We start from the raw sequence: 22,625 nt of genomic DNA, 5'->3' as shown, positions 1-22,625 counted from the left end.
TTTCACTTGATAATTATAGAAAACCTGAGTATTTTTACTCAGGTTTTTTTATTATGAAGAATGTAGATTATATTATCGTGGGAGACGGATATGCGGGACTTTTTTTTGCACATCAGTTAATCAGAAACAACAGGTCTTTTGTCATGTTTTCGGAAAGACAGAAGAGTGCTTCGCAGGTTTCTGCGGGAATCATTAATCCTGTTGTCCTTAAAAAGTTCACCACTTTCTGGAAAGCACAGGAACAGATCGATTTTCTTAAAAACACTTTAAAAGAAATTGAGAATTATACAAGAGAAAACTATCTTATCGATGCACCTATCCACAGAATTTTTCATGATGAAAATGAACAGGTACTTTGGCTGAAAAAATCCGACAATGATGATCTTTCTCAATTTTTAGATAAAAATTTTGATCGTTTAAAAGTGGTAAAAAACGATTTTCTTTCAGGAAAGGTTAATCAGTCTGCAAGATTAAATGTTAATGGATTTTTTACGGGTTTATTTGGTTTTTTAGAAAAAAATGAAAATTTAATCGCTGAAAAATTTATTTATTCTGATTTAGATGCAGAAAAATCAACATATAAAAATTTTACGTTCAAAAATATTTTATTTTGTGAAGGAATGGGAGTGAAGCATAATCCTTTTTTTTCCGATATTCCCGTAAACCCCAATAAAGGTCACCATATCAAAGTAGAACTTTCAGAAAAAATTTCAGAAAATATTACTATCAAGAAAAAGCATTTTCTTTTTCCGGTAAATGATCAGTTGTATTTTTACGGCGGTACTTATGACAGAGAGCAGCTGCATCAGGAAATTGACGAATCTGCCGTTGAGCAGCTTAAAAAAGGGCTGATGGAATTTTATCCTCATCCTTTTGAAATTAAAGACATCAATTTTGGATTCAGACCAACCGTAAAAGACAGAAGACCGATTATCGGGAGACATTTTGACCATCACAATTTTTATGTTTTCAATGGTTTAGGAGCCAGGGGGATTCTGAACGGCTGTTATTTTTCCAAAAGCTTATATGATTTTATTGAAGAGGGCATTCCGTTGCATGAGGAAATTTCTTTAGAGCGGTTCAAAAATAAAAATTAAGGCTGAAACTCATAAAAGTTCAGCCTTAATCGCTACCAAATAATATATTTTTAGTTCACTGCCGTAGCATAAATTGTATTTTCTGCCCATCCTCCGGCAAATGCGTCCAGATAGATTGGAGTAGATGAAATTCCACCTTCTGTACTTCCGGCAATATATCGGTACGTTTTTGTTCCCGAAGATGTATTATGGATAAGAATAGTTCCTGTAGCAGTATCATAAGTTCCCGGTCCGGTAACTTTAAAACTCATTAAGGCAGGAGACTTTACATCGGGAGACCTGTTTCCGGCCTGTCCGATTGTAGTAAGATTTTCTTCTGAAAAGGTGCTTCTTACAAATAGCCAGTCATTAGGAGACAGAGATCCGCCCGCAGGTTTTACAAGCTGGCTCACTGTTATCATCCATTTTCCGGGAGGTAGCTGAATGGTGGCTCCTGTGTATCTGTATTCGCTGAATTTCATAAAAGGAAGATTATAGCCTCCGTTAGATCCTGAACCTATAATAACCTGTGTGGAAGGAGATACCCAAGTGGCAACTCCATTGGCATCTGAAGTGAGAACTTTTCCTGCTCCCTGTGTACCATCTGTAATTTTTAATGCTCCTTTTGAAGCCGAACGAACATCCAAAACGGTAGAAGGAGAAGTTGTTCCTATTCCTACTTTTCCGGTTTTATTCAAAGTCATAAGCGGATCTCCATCCGGTTTAGCTCCGGAAAAGAGCTGCAGAACATCCTGCGCATTTCCCAATCCATAAAAATCGTCTCCTGCGGGACTGTTCCATAACGCCAGCTTTTTGCCATTTCCGCCTCCTAAATCCAGTTTGTTTTGTGGAGTAGTGGTTCCTATTCCGATTCTGTTATTGGCTGCGTCTACAGAAAAGGTACTTCCGTCCACAGAGAAGGAATGAACGGATGAACCTGAGAACGCCAAAGTATTGGCTCCCTGACTTACCAATCTGTTTCCCGAAAGAGTTCCGTTGGAATTATAGATATTTGAATCTTTATCAACGGTAATCAGCTTTAACCAGACCACACCTGTAAAGTAATAGTATCCCACACTATCAATATTAACCGCTGTACCGGATAATGAACCTGTGGAAATATTGTTTACAAATATTAATGTGGAAATCGGTACATTTTTCATGCTTTGGGCTCTTTGTCTGTCGACACGGGGAACGAGTAATCCGTCGACAGCGGCAGAAGTACCGGTGGCGTTTTTGGCATTTACGTCTAAGGTAGAATTCGGCTGAGCGGTATTAATACCTACTTGTGAGAAAGCCGTGACAGATGAAATAATACATAAACATGCCAGAATTGTTTTTTTCATTTTTTAGTGTATTTAGAATCTTTGTTTTTGTTTCGTTTAAAAACAGGAAGCAAAGATTTAAAGTGGGATGAACTTTGTAATATTTACTTTCCTGAACACACATTCACTATCTATTTGCTATAAATTCAGTGAACTATATAACCCTTATTATGTCAAAAATTTAAATGTGAAAATCAATTATTGTGATATGATATTCATAGATAATTTGTGATGCGATTAACGGGGCAAAACTATAGCCAATATTGAAAAAAACGGATACTGCAAATCTACTTTAATTTGTTAATGACCTGATATTGAGTGTTTTATTTTTTTGTTTTGAGTAGTTTTTCAGTAGAGGATAAATGACGAAATTATTAGAGTTATCATGGTGATGAAATGAAAAATCCTTAACGAATTAAGGATTTTATTATATTTTATGCTAAAGTTCCATCATCCATTTATTGAGATCAACATCTGAAGGAAGACCTAATTTTTTTCGGAGCCTGTATTTTCTGGATTCTATCGTTCGGATCGAAATATTTTTATACGTTGCAATAGTTTTTGTAGAGAGATTTAATCTGAGAAAACAACTGAACCTGATATCGTTGGGAGAAAGATGAGGATATCTTGTGACTAATGTCTCATAAAACTCGGGATAGACTTCTTTGAATTTCATCAGAAAGAATGGATCATTTGTACTGGCAAGTTTGGTAAGTTCGTCCAGAGCATTGCTCAGCTTACTTTTCAGTTTGTCTGTTTCCTGCAATGTTTCCGTGATGATGGCTTCCTTTTCTTTTTGCTTTCGGATGTATCGTTGTCTCAGCCCGAATATAACCGCTAATGCCAACATAATGATGATGGTAATAAGAATATAAAGCTGGATTCTGTCTTTTCTTTCATTTCTCTTTTCACGGTCGATAATCTTTTTTACAGGGATTACCAAAGCTTCCCTTTCTGCATCATCAATGCTGTCTTTTATTTTGATGTATTTTTCAAGATATTCGCCCTTTTTAGAAATGTCACCAAGCTTTTCATACACTTCCGAAACAAATTTGTAGATATTTTTTTCGTCGTTTTTTCTGGAAAGCTTTTGAGCAATAACCAAAGATTTATTAAAAAAATCTAATGCTTTATCATAATCCTTTTTTAAAAAATACAGTTTTCCGAAAGCGTAAAACGTCATCGATTTTTGGTAAAGACTATACTGATCGGATATTTTTAATGCCTTATTTAAATAATATTCTGCAGAATCCGGTTTTTTCAGACTTAGAAATCTTTCTGCTGTGTATACATAAGTAAGAGGCTGTACAACAAGCTTTTTCCGGTCCTTTTGTACGGCATCCGCAGAATCCTGAAGGTGCAATTCTTCAAAATTGGCAATTTTCCAGGTATAATAATAGAAAAGAAGTTTTTCTCTTTGCTTTTTCTGCTGAATTTTTTTAGCGTAAAATATCGCCTTATTTAGATTTGAATTAGATTGATTCAATAACCCGAGAGAAGCATAATTCCTTCCATATTCCCCAAACAGCTTTCCTAAAAGCAAAGGATTTTTTGTTTTTTCTGAAAGATTTTCTGAGGTTTCTAAATACTGCAGACTTACTTTGTAATCATTTAAATACCAGTAAAGTCCGCCAAGATTAATATTGGCGTTAATCACTCCCTCAGTATCTGAATTTCTGGTATAGGCTTTTAAAGCATTTTTATTCAGAATGATACTTTTATTAATATTTCCTTCAACACGAAGCTGATCTGTAATACTGTCAAGAACTGATATTGAATGATTCTGAGCATAGCTTTGAATTCCTAATAACAAAAAGACAATACATACAATATAATCCCGGATGTGATGAAACACCATAATTTATGTTTTATAAAGCAAATTACGATAATTATTATAAATTGAGAAAATCATTATCTTTTTAAAAAGAATTACTGAATAAAATTCCTAAAAAATAAGTTTATGATGAATTTAGTGAAAATTTTAAAATTATTTTAACAATTGCCATAATTTTTGCTATATCTTAATAAAATAGCAGCTATGAATGAAAATGTTTTAGGAATAATCGCCGGTCTTCTTACTTCTGGATCAATGATTCCTCAATTGGTAAAAGTGATTAAAGACAAAAATGCTGATGATCTTTCTTCGGGAATGCTTATTGTACTTATCTCGGGAGTTTCTCTCTGGATCTGGTACGGCTTTCTGAAAGATGAACTTCCCATCATCCTTACCAATGCATTTTCGGTAGTTGTAAACGTTACATTACTTATTTACTGCCTCATTTATAAAAACAAATGACCTGAAAAGCAAACACTTCCGTCATCAGGAAGTGTTCTTATCTATACTAATCTTTATAATTACTTTAAAGTAAATTTTGCCAAAGGCGCCATTCTGGCTTTGTTAAGAGTTAAAGTATTTCCGTTTACAGAATAATTATCAGCAGAAAGCAGCGCTTGCGTAAATGCACGTTCCGTTTCCAGATCATCACAGGCAATCATAGTAGACATACCCTGGTTGAATTTAATGCGCATGACTTCTGGCTTTATTTCAAAAGTACCGCCTACACCGTTGCAGCCGCCATGACCTTCATATCTCATTGTCGAAGTATTCAGCATAAAATGGGGTACAGCCTTAGGATTTTTAAGCTGAATCGGTTTACCATTGAGTTCAGTCAGCTGCCATGTTTTTCCGGTGATATCAGAATTGTTTTCAGAAGGAGCCGTTGCGGAAGGCTTAGACATGCATGAAGCCGCAAAAACTGTAAAGAGTAGTGCACAAAAATAAGTGATTAATTTTTTCATAATTTTAAAATTTCGTGATTAATAAGAAGCCATTTTAGTATTGGATGAAGAAGCTTTGTTTTTCTTGTGATGGAACAATACCATATTGTAATCTTTCTTCAGAAAAGTAATCTCACCACGCACATCAGAATATTGATAGTTTGCGTCTCCCGCTGTAAACTCGGGAAGTTCATCGCTTTTTTTAAGCTCATAAGATTTGCCGTTCAGATGCACCACAACAGTGTGTTTGGTTTTATTAAAACTTACCTCCAGCTGTTCTCCGGATTCATCTGTATAAACTTCTTTGGTAATTTTATCAGGTTCCTGTTTTACAGCAGCATTGTTTTCAGGTTCCACAATTTCCTCTTTTACCTGATTCTTACATGCTGTTATGGTGAAGACCACTATAGCTGTTAATGTAATAATCCGCAATAATTTTTTCATAATAAGATGTGATTTTTAAAGTGATTCATTAATGTAATGATGCTTAAAATTACAATTTTTTATGATAATAATATGTTAAATTTTTATAAATTAATTAAAACTAAATGCTTTTTTACCGTTATTAAAATATTTTATGTTAAATAAAATAAAGTAAACCCGTCTTTGAATAAATAAATAACCCCCCTTTTAAAAACAAAAAAGAGACATTCCGGGAACGTCTCTCTCAAAAATCAAAATAATGTGTTTTTAGAATCCTATGGCGCTTTAATCTGATCGATAGTAAAAAATGCTTTGGTTGTACTACACGTTCCGGACGGACAGTTTGTAGCGTTTCCTGCATTTCCGGGAGTAGAAGAACCCATCATATAATACATTTTATAAAATGTTTTGTCGGTTCCGTCGTTCGTGGTCCACGAGTACAAACGCTGTTCCGGCATACCTCCGGCATAGGTTTCAGGATCTCCCCAATAAGGATTGGTAGATGCGGTTTGTATCCTTGCTCCTGTGGTAGCGTCAATAAGAGACGCACTTGAAGTTGCATTATCTCCTGCCCATGCACCCACAGGAAGTCTTAGCTGGTTTTGTTGATAACCACCTGCGCCTCCCCAAAGATAATGTCCGTTGGAGATAATTTCCACTACTCCGGTAGTGTTGTTTCTTATTTGCAGATTTACCTGCGAGAAATTTGTATTTGTAGGAATAAATGTTCTTACCGAAAATCTTCCGTCCGGTGTCGTGATGGAAAGAGCATATCCGGCTCTTCCGTTATCCGACGTTGCAACAAGCGGTCCCATTACGGCAATACTTTCCACACTGGCAAGAGACTGTGTCGAGCCGCTTCCTGAAGATGAAGTGTTAAAAACCCTCCATTCAGATCCATTCCAGAAATAATATCCGGGAGTAATCGTTGGTCCCGTATTATAAATTAAAAGTCCAGCGGCATTAGGTGCTGTTCCGATCTGCATGGTAGCAGAAGTAAGACTTATTCTGGGACCGAGAATCCCTTTGTTCGTTGAATTCACATCTAAAACTGCAGAAGCATCGGGAGATGTTGTATTAATACCAACTTGCGCAAAAGAAAAAACAGAAGCAAGAAGGAAGCCTGAAATAAAGATTTTGTTTTTCATGTTATAATATTAATGTCAGTTTTTAATAAGATAAAAAAAGATAAGAGTTTTCGGTGGTATTTTGTAGTAAAAGTAATAAATATTCTTTTATTATGATGAATAATTTAATATAAATGTTATTATATTTTATTTTTGTCAATACTATGGGAATTTTACAATAATTTAACATAGTTGTGAGCGGTTTGTATGACGTAGAAATCGTATTAAAGAACTTCACAAATAATAGATAAAATTTTTTATAATGTTAATTATTTGGTAATCAATTTTTTTATCCCTTTTAAGATAGGTGTGCTTTTCTATAATTAAACAAATTCAGCGAATTTAAAGAAGTGTTAAATATTGTTAATGTAAACAAGTTGTCACACAATTGTCTTGAAACTTAATGAAACTAAAGTCTACATTTGTGCCTTGAAATCATGAGAAACTATATCGTATATTTTTTGACCACTCTTTTTCTGCTTTTTGTAGTAGAAAGCAAGATCAATGTCAAAACTTTACGAAACGATTACACTCATACTTCTCAGAATTTACCCAAAAAAGCAAACCGTTTAAACCAGACCTACGAAAAGCTTTCTATGCAGCAGGCTTCGGATGATGTAAGCAATGCATACACGCTCGAACTTGCAGAAGACGATTTCCAGTTGTCCGATACCTTTCAGGCAATGGTGGCTTTCGCCAGTGTTTTCACCTTGGTCTATATTTTTGGTTTAAAAAGTTTCAAAAGACTAAAATCAGCGATCCATAGCTGTATATCAGAATATTCTTCTGTTAAAAAATTCATTCTGATCCGTTCTATCAGAATTTAAAATCCACATTTTCGAACCCGTTTTCTGCCGATTAGCTATTCGGTGGGAAAATTCTGCGTTGTAATTGCCGGCAATCAATTATTTCGTCGATCCTCTAATTGCTATTTTCATATTTAAAACATTAACGATTTACATAAACTCTAGAATTATGATTAAAAGAGTTGTCGCAAGCATTGCGCTAAGCAGTATTTTATTGTTCACAGGTTGTAACAAGAAAAAAGAAGAAAAAGAAGAAGCCGCTGTTTATCCGGTAACCTCACCCGTTGTGATGGATACTGTGATTGATAAAGAATATGTGGCGCAGATCAGATCTGTAAAGAACATCGAAGTTCGTGCACAGGAAAAAGGTTTTCTTGAGAAAATCTTTGTAGATGAGGGACAGTTTGTTCGTCAGGGACAGACCTTATTCAGAATTATGCCGAAATTGTATCAGGCAGAATTACTGAAAGCTCAGGCAGAAGTTGCTCAGGCAACAATTGAGCTGAAAAATGCAAGTACATTAGCCAGCAACAACATCGTTTCCAAAAACGAAAGAGCCATGGCGAAAGCTAAGCTGGATGCAGCCAATGCTGAAGCAAAACTGGCACAGATTCACCTGTCTTTTACAGATATTAAAGCTCCGTTTTCAGGAATTATCGACAGAATTCCTTTGAAACTGGGAAGTCTGGTAGATGAAGGAGATTTACTAACCTCCCTTTCCGATAACAACGATATTTACACTTACTTCAATGTTTCGGAGCCGGAATATCTTAACTATCAGAGAAATGTAGCTTCAAGAGGAAGTAATATGGTGGATCTTGTTATGGCAAACGGAGATGTTTTTCCACAGAAAGGACAGGTTCAGACCATTGAAGGGGAATTCGACAGTGAGACAGGAAATATCGCCTTCAGAGCTAAATTCCCGAATCCGGATAAACTTCTGAGAAACGGAGAAACCGGAAAAGTAAGAATGACGTTACCATTGAAAAATGCTTTAATCATTCCTCAGAAAGCTACCTACGAAATTCAGGATCAGAAATATGTTTTCGTGGTAGACAAGAACGGAGTGGCAAAATCTAAAAATATAAAGATCGCTTATGAGCTTCCTGATGTATATGTTGTGGCTTCAGGACTTTCAACCGGAGATAAAATCTTACTGGAAGGAGTTCAGAAAGTAAAAGACGATCAGAAAGTTCAGACAAAAGTTCAGGATCCGAAAAAAGTTCTTCAGTCATTAAAATTAAAAGCAGAGTAGAATACGATAATCGATACGTGATCGTGATTATGCAAAAACTTCATAATCATCATTTATCATTCATCATTAATAATTCATCATTATTTTATGTTTAAGAAATTTATTCGCAGACCTGTTCTGTCTATCGTAATCTCTTTGATTATCGTATTTATGGGAGTTTTATCCCTTGTAAAATTACCGGTTACCCAGTTTCCGTCCATTTCTCCGCCCAAAGTAAACATTACGGCGGATTATCCCGGAGCCAACAATGAATTGTTGATTAAATCCGTTGTTATTCCTTTAGAAAGAGGTCTGAATGGGGTTCCCGGAATGAAATATATGACTTCCGATGCCGGAAACGACGGGGAAGCTTCCATTCAGGTGGTTTTCGATTTGGGAACCGATCCGAATGTAGCAGCGGTAAACGTACAGAACCGTGTTTCTTCGGTGGTTAATAAACTTCCGCCTTTGGTTGTTCGTGAAGGGGTGAAAATTACCCGTGAAGAACCCAATATGTTGATGTACATTAACCTATACAGTGATGATCCGAAAGCTGACCAGAAATTCCTTTTCAACTATGCAGACATCAATGTAATGTCTGAATTGAGAAGGGTAAGCGGGGTCGGTTTCGCAGATATCTTGGGAACAAGAGAATATGCGATGCGTATCTGGCTGAAACCGGACAGATTAACGGCATACAGCATTTCAGCAGATGAAGTAATGGAATCCCTGAATCAGCAGAGTTTAGAAGCTTCTCCGGGAAAAACAGGAGAAAGTTCAGGGAAGAGATCGCAGTCATTTGAATATATTTTAAAATATCCGGGACGTTTTAATAACGAAAAGGATTACGGAAATATCATTCTTAAAGCAAAACCGGACGGAGAATTCATCAGACTGAAAGATGTTGCCGATATAGAATTCGGTTCGTCCATGTATGATATTTATTCTACCTTAAACGGAAAACCTTCTGCGGCAATCACGGTAAAACAATCGTATGGATCCAATGCAAGCGACGTTATTAAGAATGTAAAATCTTTGATGGAAGAATTGCAGAAAACCACTTTCCCGAAAGGAATGCATTATGACATCAGTTATGACGTATCAAAATTCCTTGATGCTTCTATTGAAAAAGTAGTTCACACGCTGTTTGAAGCCTTTATTTTGGTGGCTATCGTGGTATTCTTATTCCTGGGAGACTGGCGTTCAACCTTAATTCCTGCTTTGGCAGTTCCGGTTTCGTTGGTGGGTACTTTCGCAGTCATGTCCGCCTTCGGAATTACCTTAAATATGATCTCTCTCTTTGCGCTTGTAATGGCGATTGGGGTCGTGGTAGATGATGCAATTGTGGTAATTGAAGCCGTTCACGCCAAGATGGAAGAGAAGCATTTATCGCCGTTAAAAGCAACAGAAGAAGCAATGCACGAAATCAGCGGGGCAATTATCGCAATTACTCTGGTAATGGCATCCGTATTCATTCCGATTGCCTTCATGTCCGGTCCGGTTGGAGTTTTCTACCGTCAGTTTTCCATCACTATGGCTTCTGCAATTATTCTTTCAGGGGTTGTTGCTTTAACATTAACGCCGGCTTTATGTGCTTTAATTTTAAAAAATAACCACGGAAAAGCAAAAAGAAGAACTCCGATTACTATTTTCCTTGATAAATTCAACGGATTATTTACAAAAGGAGCTAATAAATATGAAGGAATGCTAAACAAAACGGTGAAGAAAAAAACAATCACTTTACCATTATTATTGGCGTTCTGTGCATGTACATTCTTTTTAAGCAATTCATTGCCTTCAGGATTTATTCCTGCGGAAGATCAGGGAATGATTTATGCGATTATTCAGACTCCTCCGGGTTCTACACTGGAAAGAACCAACCAGATTGCCAAAGAACTATTGAGAGAATCTGAAGATATCGATGGAGTACAGTCTGTTTCTTCACTGGCGGGTTACGAAATCCTTACGGAAGGTACGGGTTCTAACTCCGGTACTTGTCTTATCAATCTTAAAAGCTGGGAAGACCGTAAAGAATCTGCCGCGGAAATCATAGAAAAGCTTGAAGAAAAAGCGAAGAATATTCCGGGTGCAAATATAGAATTCTTCCAGCCGCCTTCCATTCCGGGATACGGTGCAGCAGGTGGTTTCGAGCTTCGTCTGCTCGATAAAGCGGGAAGCGGAGATTATCAAAAAATGGAAAAGGTAAGTAACGACTTCGTAAGAGAACTGAAAAAACGTCCGGAACTGGGTTCTGCGTTTACGTTCTATTCCGCGAGTTTCCCTCAGTATATGTTGAGAGTGGATAATGATCTTGCCGAACAAAAAGGAGTAACGATTGAAAATGCAATGGATAATTTATCCACATTAATCGGTTCGAACTATGAAACCAGTTTCATCCGTTTCGACAGACCTTATAAAGTAATCGTTCAGGCGGGTCCTCAATATCGTGCGTTACCGAGTGATCTTTTGAAATTGTATGTGAAAAATGATAAGGAGCAAATGGTTCCGTATTCAGACTTTATGCATCTGGAAAAAGTGTACGGTCTTTCCGAGATTACCAGACATAATATGTACAATTCTGCCGAGGTGAGTGGTACTCCTGCTCCGGGGTACAGTTCCGGACAGGCGATTGCAGCCATTAAAGAAGTTGCGGATAAAACCCTTCCGAGAGGTTTTGGGATCGATTGGGCAGGTATTTCTAAAGATGAAGTAAGCCGTGGAAACGAAGCGATTTTCATTTTCTTAGTGTGTTTAGGATTTGTTTATCTGATTCTTTCCGCACAGTACGAAAGTTTCATTCTTCCTTTACCGGTAATTCTATCGTTACCGACAGGTATTTTCGGAGCTTTCTTATGTCTAAAATTATTAGGACTGGAAAACAATATTTACGCTCAGGTGGCAATGGTGATGCTGATTGGTCTTTTGGGTAAAAATGCCGTACTGATTGTAGAATTTGCCGTACAGAAAAAAGCGGAAGAGGGAATTCCTGTAGCGCAGGCTGCCATTGAAGGAGCCGCGATTCGTTTCCGCCCGATTCTGATGACCTCATTTGCATTCATCGCAGGTTTAATTCCATTGGTTCTGGCAACCGGACCGGGAGCGATTGGTAACCGTACCATCGGTACCGCTGCAGCAGGAGGAATGCTGATCGGAACTATTTTCGGACTGATGATTATTCCTGGATTGTATTACATCTTCGGAACAATCGCAGAAAAATCGAAACTGGCAAAATATGAAGAGGAAAATCCTTTAACAGAACAAACAGAACCGTACCAACACGACGACAAACATGAAGATTTATAATAAAAGATATATAACTGCCATTGCCTTATCGCTTGTTTTAGCAGGCTGTAAGGCGCCCATGGCGACCGTGGTAAAAGATGAGGTGAAAGAAAATATTCCTCAGAATTTTAATCAGCAGGATCAGGGTGATGCCAATAATAACAGCGGAACAACCCCTTGGAGACAGTTTTTTACAGATCCTAATTTAGTAGCTTTAATAGAAACTGCTTTAAAAAATAATCAGGAGTTAATGATTACTTTGCAGGAAATTGAGATTGCAAAAAGCGGTGTCTTGGCGAAAAAAGGAAGATTAACACCTACTGTTTCCGCAGGAATCGGTGCAGGAGTTAAAAAAGCAGGGCGTTACACCAGCGAAGGAGCAGGTGATGCCACCACAGAAATAGAACCCGGAAAAGAAATGCCGGATCCGCTTGGAAATTTTGAGGGCGGACTGATGGCAAACTGGGAAGTGGATATCTGGAAAAAGCTGAGAACGGAGAAAGAATCTGCAGTAGCACATTATCTTTCTACCGTGGAAGGGAAGAATTTCGTTCTTTCGAATTTAATTGAGGAAGTTGCTGATAATTATTATGAATTATTGGCTCTGGATAATCAGTTGGATATCATTCAGCAGTACACGAAATTGCAGCAGAGAGCTTTGGAGATCTCAAAAATCCAGAAAGAAGCTGCAGCAGCCACGGAACTGGCGGTAAAAAAATTCGAGGCGGAACTGGCAAAATCTAAAGCTTCGGAATTTACCATCCGTCAGGAAATTACTGAAAAAGAAAACGAAATCAATGCGCTTTGCGGACGATTTCCGCAGCCGATTGTAAGATCAAAAGGAGATTTCATGTCGATGATTCCTCAGACGGTTTATACGGGAATTCCGTCACAGTTACTGGCAAACCGTCCTGACATCAAACAGGCTGAGCTTGAATTAAAATCATCAAAACTGGATGTGGAAGCCGCCAGAAAAGAGTTCTATCCTAGTCTGGAAATTTCTGCAACGTTAGGACTGGAAGCTTTCAAACCTTCTTATCTGGTTAAATTGCCGGAATCTATGGCAGCAAGTCTGGTGGGTGAACTGGCGGGTCCGTTGATTAATAAAAGTGCCATTAAAGCCAACTTTCAGACGGCGGATGCAAGACAGATTCAGGCGTTATACGAATATGATAAAACGATTTTGAATGCGTATCTGGATGTTGCCAATTTAATGTCTAAAGTGAAAAACATCGATCAGTATTACAAACTGAAGTCTGAAGAAACACAGGCTTTGGAAAAATCAATAGATATAGCGAATCAGCTGTTTAAAAATTCAAGAGCCGATTATCTGGAAGTTCTTCTGAACCAGAGAGATGCTTTGGATGCCAAAATGGAACTGGTGGAAGCTAAACAAAAACAGCTGAGTACAGTTGTTGATATTTACAAAAGCTTAGGCGGAGGCTGGAAGTGATTTGTAAATCCTTAATGTTTTAAAAAGAAAAGAGGCTGCCCGTAAGGAACAGTCTCTTTTCGATTAAAACTGAAAACTTTAATAAAAAGGTTCATATTTCAGAACCTCCTTCCCAATTTACCTGTAGGATACAGGACTAATTTATTTCTTCACGGTTATTATCTTTTTCAAAAAAAATGGTTATTAGCTTTTTTGAAAATTAAATTTTAAAAAACCAGCCTTCCAAAAAAGTAATTTCTCCTGTTAAGGAAGGTGGTGAGATTTATGAATAGAATCATGTTTTTATTAGCTTTTCAAAATTTATCTGCATGTGCTTTTTTAGGGCTTCTTTTCTATTCAATGATTATAAAACGGCTTAAATTAATTTTTGTCTGTTGTTTTGATTTCCGGTTTCGAAATTATAACGTTATGGTGAAATAAAAAAACAAATGCGGTCATTATTCATAAATTAAGACAGCTTGATGTTTTGATTTTTATTGTTTAATTGTTTGATTTTCAATTGATATATTTGTAAAGTAGAAATAATTCTATACCACATTTTAATTCCATATTCTTTGATAAAAAATGATCTATTTTCTGTACTTTTGACGGAGTTTACACATAGGATTATTTAACAGGGTGAAAAAAAAATTATTTTTTATTCTTTTTGTCGGAATTTTTAATTTAGTCTTCTCGCAGGAAGGGTACAGCGATTATTATAAACTCAGGCTGAAATATGAAGATTTTCCGGAAAATGATATGAAGGCATTTCCTTTTATAAAGCCATACATCAATTTAGCGAAAAAGGAAAAGAATTACGGAAAGCTGGTTCAGGGATATAAAGATGCTGTCTTTTTTTCTTCCTTAAACGAAAATAAGCTGAAGTATGCAGACAGCATGATCTGGGCAGCCAATCAGACGAATGAGGATGATCTTAAAATTGTTGCCCATATTGATAAAGGTGTTATTTATTATTACCACTATAAAAAGTTTCAACTTGCTCTTAATGAATATCTTGAAGCCTATAAATATTCAAGAAATACCAGAAATCAATATCTGAAATATCAGAATCTGTATCATATCGGAGTGGTGAAAAGCTATCTCGGCTATTACGAAGATGCTTCACAGGTCTTCACGAAATGCCTTGTCTATTACAGGGAAAAGGCGAAATCCATCACCAAACTTCATCCTAATGAAATTTATAACAATAAGAAAGGCTATCTCAACAGTCTTCACCAGCTTATTATCTGCAACAGGCATCTTGGGAAACAAGAAGAATTGGATGCTGCTATACAGACCGGACTTACGGAGATAGGAGATAATCCGGAATATGCTCTGGAAAAAGGATATTTCCTTTTGTCGAAGGGTATTTCAGAATACAAGAGAAATCAATTCAAGGAAGCATTAGAAGACTTTAATCAGTCTCTGCCCGTGATCAGAGAAAGCCGTGATTTTGCAAGGCTTTCGGTAAGTTATTTCTACATCGGGAAAACTTATTCCGATCTTAAAAAGACCAAACAATCTATTATTTATTTTAAAAAGATTGATTCCATTTTTCAGAAACATCAGTTTATCCTTCCGGAACTGAGGGAAAATTATGAAATCCTGATCGATTATTCCAAAAAAGAGAAAAACGAGAAGAACCAGCTCTACTACACAAGCCAGTTGCTTCGTGCAGACAGTATTATGTCTAGAGATTTTATTTATCTGTCCCCGAAAATTCATAAAGATTACGATACCGATACTTTACTGGATGAAAAAAATAAGCTTCAGAAAATAAATTATCTCGGGACCATTATTATCATTGTGTTAATTATCTGGGCAATCGGTCTGGTTGTTCTGCTGACGAGAAGGCATAAAAAATCCAAAGAAATTCAGAAAAAGTATATTTTGGTAGAAGAGAAGTTTACGGCAAACCATCAGAAAGAAGAGATGGACGAAACCAAAGAACTTGTTCCGCAGATCGAAGAAAAAAAGCTTACGATTACAGAAAATAAGGTAGAAGAACTTCTGAAAAAGCTTAAAACGTTTGAAGATAAAAAGGGGTTTACACAAAAAGGATTAACAATTAGCAAATTAGCCGCCCAACTAGGTACTAATTCCAACTATCTTTCTCAGGTTATTAATGAATATAAAAAAGCGAATTTCAATAAATATTTAAGCGAACTCAGAATCAATTACATCACCAATCTGCTTTTTGAGGATAAAAAATACTTAAAATACAGCATCGAAACCCTCGCAAAAGAATGCGGAATCGCTTCCCGACAGAATTTTTCGGATCTTTTTTACGAAATCAACGGAATTCGCCCTACAGATTTTATTAAAAAGAGAAAGGAAGAGCTTGAAAACAACAGAGAAGATTAATGCATTGTTTTTATGAAATTCCTGAAACAAAATTTCACTCAAATTGTACTGGGATTCTTTGGGGCAGTTTTCTGTTTCGGTATTTTAAAACAAATCTTAGATCCCAATTTTTCTAAATACAAATATTTTGAACAGCATTTCAATGGAATTGTAGTGTATGATAAATATGATTATATGAGTCATGCTTATTTGGTCAAAACTTCAGATTACAAAAAGATCTATTTAGATGATTTGAATATTTTCACGTTAATTGATACCGGAGACTCAATCGTAAAAAATAAAAATGTTACGTATTTTATACTTTACAAAAAAGACCGCCGCAAAATCTTTTATGATATGTACCAGAAAAAACTGAAATTTTTAAACTGAAACGCTATTTTAGAAGTAAAATCTTCATTATATTTATATAAAATTAATAATCATGAAGAAGTTCCTTTTAGTCTTTTTGAGTATTATCATTATTCTCATTGCTTTTGTTTTAATCAGAACATTTACCTATCCTTTCAAAAAAACAGATCAGGCAGATTCCGGAGGATGGAAATTTGTAAAGAACGATTCTGTTGTTAAACGTTTTTCCGACGGATTAAAGATCCCAACAGTTTCCACCGGAGAATTAGGGGATTTCGATTATTCCCCTTTTGTAACATTTAAAGAATATCTGAAAAAAGCATATCCAGAAGTTTATAAAAATACAGAATATGTTGAGGTGAATACTTATGGTCTGGTTTTCAGGCTGAAAGGAAGCAGTCCGGATCTCGCTCCCATTATGTTTCTGTCTCATATTGATGTGGTTCCTCCCGGAGATGCGGAGGTGAAAAATACAGCAGGAAATGTTTTCAGACCCAATGATAAACCTTTTCCAGCCATTACAAAAGTTGCTGAAGACTGGGATTTTGCTCCGTTTTCAGGAGCCGTTGCCAACGGAAGAATTTACGGACGCGGAGCAATTGACATGAAAGGAATGCTCTTTTCTCTGATGGAATCCATGAATAATTTAATTAAAAATAAACATACGCCGAAACGCGATATCTATCTGGCTTTCGGATTCGATGAAGAAGTAGGAGGGAAGAAGGGAGCAACACAGATTGCCTCTTATTTTAAGAAAAAAAACATACAGTTTGATGCTGTTTATGATGAAGGCGGTTTAATTTTAGAAAAAGGAAGCATTTCCGGAATCGATTCGGATGTAGCGGTAATCGGCTGTGCCGAAAAAGGTTTTCTTTCTGCCAAAATAAAAGTGAAAGGTTTAGGCGGACATTCGTCGACACCGCCCATGGAAAGTGCGATCGGGAAAGCTTCGGTTATTATGCAGCGACTGGAAGACGATCAGATGAAACCGGTAATTACCCCTTTGATCCGACAGTTTTTTGATAATATAGGAGGTTCAATGTCTTTCCCGAGCAGAATGGCAATCTCCAATCAATGGCTTTTGAAACCGCTTCTTCTTTCTCAGCTTACCAAAAATAATTCTACCAACGCCTTGGTTCGCACAACAACGGCGCTTACCATGATGAAGGGAAGTGACGGAACCAATGTACTTTCTCCCGAAGTGGAATTTGTGGTTAATTTCAGGCTGCTTCCCGGAAATACCGTAAAAGATGTAAAAGCACATATTGCCAAAGCAACCGAAGGTTTTGAGGTGGAAGTGGAAGAAATTGACAATACCAGAGAAGCTTCCGCAGTTTCATCAAGCAATACAAAAGCGTATCAGCTAATTGAACAAGGAGTAAAACAGCTTTATCCGGCAGCTATTGTAACGCCGTATCTTACACTGGGCGGAACGGATGCCTACAAATATCAGATGGTAAGCAAAAACATTTACAGATTTATGCCTGTTAAAATCAATAATTCTGAGCAACAGAGCATTCACAGCACCAATGAATATCTCAGCATCGAAAATTATATGAAGATGATTCATTATTTTGAATTTATTATGACGAATTATGATAAATGATAAATGATAAATGATGAATGATGAATGATGAATCTTACAATTAAATTTCAGGCAGTCGGTGTTTGTAATGTTATCCTGAGCGCGAATCAGTGGAAGTATTTTAGATCGTATTCACTTTATTACATCAATCCAAAATCATCAATTCAAAAAAAAATTCAAAACTAAAAAATAACACGTCGAGTTTTGTCGCATTACCGCAATAGCTTTGTCTTATCAAAATTACGAAGCTATGGAACTGCCATTATATCTAAGTTTTAAAGAGTTTGAAAATACCTATTACGACAACCTTGAAAAATGGTTTGAGGAATATAAGAATACAAGTGAAACCGACTATCTGAAAGCACTTTCGGATCTGTACAGCCCTTATCTGTATTACAACTTTGCCAACGATAGACTTCAGGCAGATGCTTCCATACAGATCAAAGACTGCTTTTTTCCTTATTACGACAAAATCGGGATTTCTTTCTGCACAACCTGTGAAAACGGAAAGCCTGCCAGAAATTCAAAAAAAATCAATCATCAGTTCGAATGGAAAACCGTTACGATGATGGAATATGCACAGCATATTTTGGATAAAATCAACAGATACTTGTCGAAAAATAACAATAAGGAAGATAAAAACGTGCTGGATTTTATCAATGATTTTGAGATCATCACTTCGCGTGAAGGAGCGGGATACTGTGTAAACTACAATCAGCATCAGGCGACAATTCCTTTTCTGAAAGCCTATCTTCCGGTTCACGGACAAACGGTGAATATTGCGGTATACAGAGATTTTCTGTTTTCCGTTGTTCAGATCGCAGAATATATTGATCAGAAATTAAAAGAAGTACAGGCTTTTGAAAGCATGATCTATTCTAAGCTGAAATCAGACGCGAGATTCAAAGTACAGATGAGTCATCAGTTTTTAACGATGTGCAATTAACCAAAACACCAAAACATTCATATAGCTAAATTGTAGTTTGAAATTAGTTGGTACTTTTTCAAACAGAAAATCCCGGTTGAAAAACTGGGATTTTTTATGACTTCACGTAAAATTCTTTTTTCTCTTTTTCCTATATTTGAAAAAACTGAACTATGAAAAAACTACTCTTCATTCTTCTTTTTATTCCCTTATTTTCTTATGCACAGACCGAATGGGAATACGTAGGAAACGACAGGGATAACAGTGAGTACTATGTAAAGGATTATAAAAAACGAAATCATACAGATTACATTGGAACTTGGTTAAAAATTGTGAGAACCGATAAAATTGTGAAAACAAAAAAAGGAACTATTAAAAAAAGTGGTATCGTTTCACTTGAAAAATATAAATTTAAGTGCGAAGAAAAAACGATGGCTTTAGAAAGTTATGCAGATTATCGAAATGGTATTTTAATAAAATCAGGTAATGGTTTTGGTATCGAAAATGATATTGTTCCAGATTCCATCGGCGAAAGTTTGCTAGATTATCTATGTTCAAAATTTTAATGATTGTCCGCAATTTGTCATCATTGAAAAATCTTTGAGTTCTTTGCTGAGTAGAACGCCTTTGCGAACTTAAAAATATCCAGTAAGTTTTTAAAAGAAAATCTTCGCGCTCTTCGCGTTAAAAAGAAGTATCATACTAAGACCATAAACTTGAAAAAACAAAAAAGTCTTAAGTAAAACCTAAGACTTTTTATCTGCAGAGAGGAAGGGATTCGAACCCTCGATACAGTTACCCGTATACTACCTTTCCAGGGTAGCTCCTTCAACCACTCGGACACCTCTCTTTGTATTTGAGATTGCAAAAATAGACTATTTTCCGGAATCTGCAAACTCAAAATGCAATTTTATCAGGAAATTTCTCCACAAAGGCTTTGGGAGAAGTTGTCTGCAAAGCTTCCGGTGTAGTTGGGATTGTCAATTAAATGCATCGCTTTGGTAATAGCACTTTCAGCAGTCATATCTTTTCCGCTGATGGCTCCGATTCTTGAGAAAATATTGCTGTTTTCGTATTTTCCGAACGATATTCCTCCTGAAATACACTGACTTACCACCACGATTTCAGTTCCGTTATCTCGGATCTGCTGCAAAGTTTCCACCGTTTTTTCGCTGCTGAAAATGGTTCCCGAACCAAAAACCTGAAGAATAAGAACCTTCATTTTTGGAATTTCTTTGAAGTGATTCAGGTTCATGCCCGGAAAAATTCTCCAGAAAATAATATCTTCCGAAATATGATCGTCAACGTGAAATTCTCCAGCAGAATGATCCCGAAGAAGATTATCCTTAATAATGTTCAGATGAACTCCAGATTGTCCGAGAATAGGGTAGTTCGGACTTGCATACGCATCAAAATACTCCGCAGAATATTTCAGGGTACGGTTTCCTCTCAACAATTTATATTCAAAATAAATCGCCACTTCCTGAATAACCGCTTCGTCATTTTCATACAGACTTGCATAATACAGACTCGTGAGAAGATTTTCTTTCGCGTCGGTCCGTAAATCCCCGATCGGTAGCTGTGAACCCGTTAAAATAACGGGTTTTTTCAATCCTTTCAGCATAAAACTCAATGCAGAAGCGGTGTAAGACATCGTGTCTGTACCATGCAGAATTAAAAATCCGTCGAACTGATGATAATTTTTCTGAATATAATGAGCGATAATTTTCCATTCTTCAGGTCCCATGTCCGAAGAATCCAGCGGTTTTTCAAAAGGATGTACAAAAACTTCGCATTCCATCAGCTTCATTTCGGGCATTTTTTCAAAAATATTTCCGAAATCAAACGCACGAAGGCTTCCGCTTTCATAATCTTTCTCCATACCGATCGTTCCACCGGTGTATATCAACAGGACTTTTCTTTTCATACAGGACTTTTCTTAGATTTTTATCCTCCATTCGCAGGATTCCTCAAATTTACGTTAATTTGCAAAGATTTGAAAATGAATGAAAGATTTACAGCAAACTTTTGAGTATTTAAAGCAGTTTTTAACGGAAGAAAGATTACAGAAGATCGAGCATTTTGCGCCGGAAAGTTCAGATTTTATTCTTCCGGTGGTGGAAGATGTCTATCAGTTCAGGAATGCAGCCGCAATTGTGCGTTCTGTGGAAGCGTGCGGTTTTCATAAAGTGGTGGCCTTGCAGGAAGAATACAGTTTTGAACCCAATCTTCGTGTTACAAAAGGCGCAGATACATGGGTGGAAGTGGAAAAAATGCCGAGAAGCATGGAATCTTTTCAGAATATAAAAGACAGAGGCTATAAAATTGTTGCAGTATCGCTGGAAAATAATGCCAAAATGCTGCCCGAATACGAAATTACAGAACCCATTGCATTGGTTTTCGGAACCGAAATGGAAGGTGTTTCTCAGGAAATTCTGGATTTTGCCGACGAAACGCTGGCAATTCCGATGTATGGTTTTACCCGAAGTTTTAATGTTTCCGTAGCCGCTTCCATTTGTATGTATGAACTGAAGCAGAAATTATTAAAATCTGATATCGATTATAAACTGAATGAAGAAAAACTCCTGAGGATGAAAATCCGTTGGGCAGTAAACTCCATAAGAAGCGGACAGCAGATTTTTGATAAATATTTAAAAGATAATGATCTTGAATTTTAAAAGATGAAATTCTCCATTGCCATAATGCTCTTACTTTTGTTTTTTTCCTGCAAAAAGACAGAATCCCCTAAGTCTCCAAAAATTGTAGAGGATTCTCCGATAGTTATACAAGATTTACAGCCTAAAGAAAAAGAATTAAGCGATGAAGAAATTAAAAGACAACAAAGGGAGGATGAAAAGGAAATGTCGGTTATTATAAGAAAGTACACGCTTACGGAAAAGTCAAATGGTTTTAAATATCAGATTTTCTGTGAAGAGCAGAAAAACGGAATGATCAATTACAAAAAAATCGATGTTTTGAAATCCGGAAAACTTTTTCAGAGATTTCATGTAGACAAAGATTCAACATTTATATATCATGATTATGAAGTTGACTTTTCTTTCGATGAAGACTGGAATTTTGACGGATATAAAGATATTAAGCTTACACAACGGGCGGGAATGGTAGATCAATCCTATTATCTATGGCTTTTTGATAAAAAATCAGGAAAGTATCAACTGAATTCTACCTTTAAGAAAATTCTTAATCCTGTTTTACACAAGGAAAATAAAGAAATTACCTCTGAATATCATATTGGACCGGTTGAATATCATTATGAAACGTATAAATACAAAGGCGGAAAATTTGTAAAAATCCACGAACAGATTGAAGGTGATGAACCTTAGTGTAACAAAAAAGGAAAGCCCAAAGCCTTCCTCTTGTTTTTGTTATGTGAAAAATTCTATTCGATATTTCCCCAGAAAGCCCAGTTGCTTCCGTTGTAGAAGCAAACCAGCTTTGCAACAGGATCATAACACATCATTCCTGCGCTTGGAGACTTCACATTGGTTGCCGGATCCACAACTTTAGGCAGAATCAAAGCTTTGTTTGATGATTCTAAAACCAAAACCCCTCTGGCTGCAGAAGTCGCAGCACCTATAATAACCCCAGAAGTTCTGTTTTGTTCTGTACCTGCCAATAAGGTTTTTGAGGCTCCTGCCTGATCTGTAAGGTCTACCCAGGCTGTACCATTGTAATATTTAACTTTTGAAGTTGCCCCGTCAAAAACGAAAGTACCTCCCGAAACATTCGTCATGCCTGAATTATCCTGAACCTGAGGAAGAATAATCCCCTTGGTAGTTCCTGTAGGAAAATCCAGTATTCCGCTTCCGGTTACTGTGCTTTTACCTATTCCTATTTGTGCGTTAGCTGTGGAAAAAATAAAAAATGATAAGATCAGAAAACTTAATTTTAATTTCATG

Annotated in this window: 20 protein-coding genes and 1 tRNA gene; 13 read left to right on the top strand and 8 right to left on the bottom strand. The window is 36.5% G+C overall.

Annotated elements, in window-relative coordinates:
* The first annotated feature begins 53 nt into the window (after positions 1-53).
* Positions 54-1,097, top strand: a complete 1,044-nt coding sequence (locus tag BW951_RS10810) for an NAD(P)/FAD-dependent oxidoreductase (RefSeq protein WP_076392668.1) — start codon at positions 54-56, stop codon at positions 1,095-1,097.
* A gap of 50 nt (positions 1,098-1,147) precedes the next feature.
* Here BW951_RS10810 and BW951_RS10805 read toward each other — a convergent pair whose 3' ends face one another.
* Together BW951_RS10805 and BW951_RS10800 are read right to left on the bottom strand one after the other, a co-directional pair.
* On the bottom strand, positions 1,148-2,422 hold the full coding sequence (locus BW951_RS10805) for a hypothetical protein (RefSeq protein WP_076392666.1): 1,275 nt from the start codon (positions 2,420-2,422) through the stop codon (positions 1,148-1,150).
* Between the two features lie 418 nt (positions 2,423-2,840).
* Positions 2,841-4,259, bottom strand: coding sequence for a LuxR C-terminal-related transcriptional regulator (locus BW951_RS10800; protein WP_076392664.1), 1,419 nt, complete (start codon positions 4,257-4,259; stop codon positions 2,841-2,843).
* 180 nt (positions 4,260-4,439) lie between these two features.
* Here BW951_RS10800 and BW951_RS10795 point away from each other — a divergent pair, with 180 nt between their 5' ends.
* A complete protein-coding gene (locus tag BW951_RS10795) occupies positions 4,440-4,697 on the top strand; it encodes a SemiSWEET transporter (protein ID WP_076392662.1) in 258 nt (85 codons plus the stop codon).
* Between the two features lie 59 nt (positions 4,698-4,756).
* On the opposite strand, the gene BW951_RS10790 is transcribed toward BW951_RS10795, so the two are convergent.
* From BW951_RS10790 to BW951_RS10780, 3 genes are all read right to left on the bottom strand, one after another.
* On the bottom strand, positions 4,757-5,200 hold the full coding sequence (locus tag BW951_RS10790; RefSeq protein WP_076392660.1) for an META domain-containing protein: 444 nt from the start codon (positions 5,198-5,200) through the stop codon (positions 4,757-4,759).
* An 18-nt stretch (positions 5,201-5,218) separates the two neighbouring features.
* Positions 5,219-5,623 (bottom strand): hypothetical protein, encoded by a 405-nt coding sequence (locus BW951_RS10785; protein WP_076392658.1) that lies wholly within the window; start codon positions 5,621-5,623, stop codon positions 5,219-5,221.
* Positions 5,624-5,877: 254 nt separating this feature from the next.
* Entirely contained in the window at positions 5,878-6,750 is an 873-nt protein-coding gene (locus tag BW951_RS10780; RefSeq protein WP_076392656.1) for a hypothetical protein, read from the bottom strand.
* A gap of 416 nt (positions 6,751-7,166) precedes the next feature.
* On the opposite strand from BW951_RS10780, the gene BW951_RS10775 reads away from it, so the two are divergent.
* The 9 genes from BW951_RS10775 (at position 7,167) to BW951_RS10735 (ending at position 19,271) form a co-directional block, all read left to right on the top strand.
* Complete coding sequence (locus BW951_RS10775) at positions 7,167-7,556, top strand: hypothetical protein (RefSeq protein ID WP_076392654.1); 390 nt, start codon at positions 7,167-7,169, stop codon at positions 7,554-7,556.
* A 148-nt stretch (positions 7,557-7,704) separates the two neighbouring features.
* Positions 7,705-8,790, top strand: a complete 1,086-nt coding sequence (locus BW951_RS10770) for an efflux RND transporter periplasmic adaptor subunit (RefSeq protein WP_175608810.1) — start codon at positions 7,705-7,707, stop codon at positions 8,788-8,790.
* An 87-nt stretch (positions 8,791-8,877) separates the two neighbouring features.
* Complete coding sequence (locus BW951_RS10765) at positions 8,878-12,072, top strand: efflux RND transporter permease subunit (protein ID WP_076392652.1); 3,195 nt, start codon at positions 8,878-8,880, stop codon at positions 12,070-12,072.
* Positions 12,059-13,504: a TolC family protein gene (locus BW951_RS10760; RefSeq protein ID WP_076392650.1), complete on the top strand. Its 1,446-nt coding sequence runs from the start codon at positions 12,059-12,061 to the stop codon at positions 13,502-13,504. Before BW951_RS10765 ends, BW951_RS10760 begins: the two co-directional genes overlap by 14 nt.
* Before the next feature lie 618 nt (positions 13,505-14,122).
* A complete protein-coding gene (locus BW951_RS10755; RefSeq protein WP_076392648.1) occupies positions 14,123-15,847 on the top strand; it encodes a helix-turn-helix domain-containing protein in 1,725 nt (574 codons plus the stop codon).
* Between the two features lie 12 nt (positions 15,848-15,859).
* Complete coding sequence (locus tag BW951_RS10750) at positions 15,860-16,216, top strand: hypothetical protein (RefSeq protein ID WP_076392646.1); 357 nt, start codon at positions 15,860-15,862, stop codon at positions 16,214-16,216.
* 52 nt (positions 16,217-16,268) lie between these two features.
* Positions 16,269-17,801 carry a M20/M25/M40 family metallo-hydrolase gene (locus BW951_RS10745; protein WP_076392644.1) on the top strand — a complete coding sequence of 511 codons (1,533 nt, stop codon included), beginning with the start codon at positions 16,269-16,271 and terminating at the stop codon, positions 17,799-17,801.
* 229 nt (positions 17,802-18,030) lie between these two features.
* Complete coding sequence (locus BW951_RS10740) at positions 18,031-18,726, top strand: hypothetical protein (protein ID WP_076392642.1); 696 nt, start codon at positions 18,031-18,033, stop codon at positions 18,724-18,726.
* 152 nt (positions 18,727-18,878) lie between these two features.
* Positions 18,879-19,271 carry a hypothetical protein gene (locus tag BW951_RS10735; RefSeq protein WP_076392640.1) on the top strand — a complete coding sequence of 131 codons (393 nt, stop codon included), beginning with the start codon at positions 18,879-18,881 and terminating at the stop codon, positions 19,269-19,271.
* A 197-nt stretch (positions 19,272-19,468) separates the two neighbouring features.
* On the opposite strand, the gene BW951_RS10730 is transcribed toward BW951_RS10735, so the two are convergent.
* Together BW951_RS10730 and BW951_RS10725 are read right to left on the bottom strand one after the other, a co-directional pair.
* A tRNA-Ser gene (locus tag BW951_RS10730) sits at positions 19,469-19,555 on the bottom strand.
* A gap of 63 nt (positions 19,556-19,618) precedes the next feature.
* Positions 19,619-20,632 carry an asparaginase gene (locus tag BW951_RS10725; protein WP_076392638.1) on the bottom strand — a complete coding sequence of 338 codons (1,014 nt, stop codon included), beginning with the start codon at positions 20,630-20,632 and terminating at the stop codon, positions 19,619-19,621.
* Positions 20,633-20,711: 79 nt separating this feature from the next.
* Here BW951_RS10725 and BW951_RS10720 point away from each other — a divergent pair, with 79 nt between their 5' ends.
* Positions 20,712-21,383, top strand: a complete 672-nt coding sequence (locus BW951_RS10720; protein ID WP_076392636.1) for a TrmH family RNA methyltransferase — start codon at positions 20,712-20,714, stop codon at positions 21,381-21,383.
* Between the two features lie 3 nt (positions 21,384-21,386).
* Positions 21,387-22,049, top strand: a complete 663-nt coding sequence (locus BW951_RS10715) for an XAC2610-related protein (RefSeq protein WP_076392634.1) — start codon at positions 21,387-21,389, stop codon at positions 22,047-22,049.
* Positions 22,050-22,105: 56 nt separating this feature from the next.
* Here the strand turns inward: BW951_RS10715 and BW951_RS10710 are convergent, their stop codons facing one another.
* Positions 22,106-22,624, bottom strand: a complete 519-nt coding sequence (locus BW951_RS10710; protein WP_076392632.1) for a hypothetical protein — start codon at positions 22,622-22,624, stop codon at positions 22,106-22,108.
* Between the last annotated feature and the right edge of the window lies 1 nt (position 22,625).

It is taken from the genome of Chryseobacterium gambrini, from assembly GCF_900156825.1.
GTDB classification, from domain to species: Bacteria; Bacteroidota; Bacteroidia; order Flavobacteriales; family Weeksellaceae; genus Chryseobacterium; species Chryseobacterium gambrini.
Note: the sequence above shows the minus strand (reverse complement) of the source record. Positions and strands in the feature narration are given on the sequence as shown.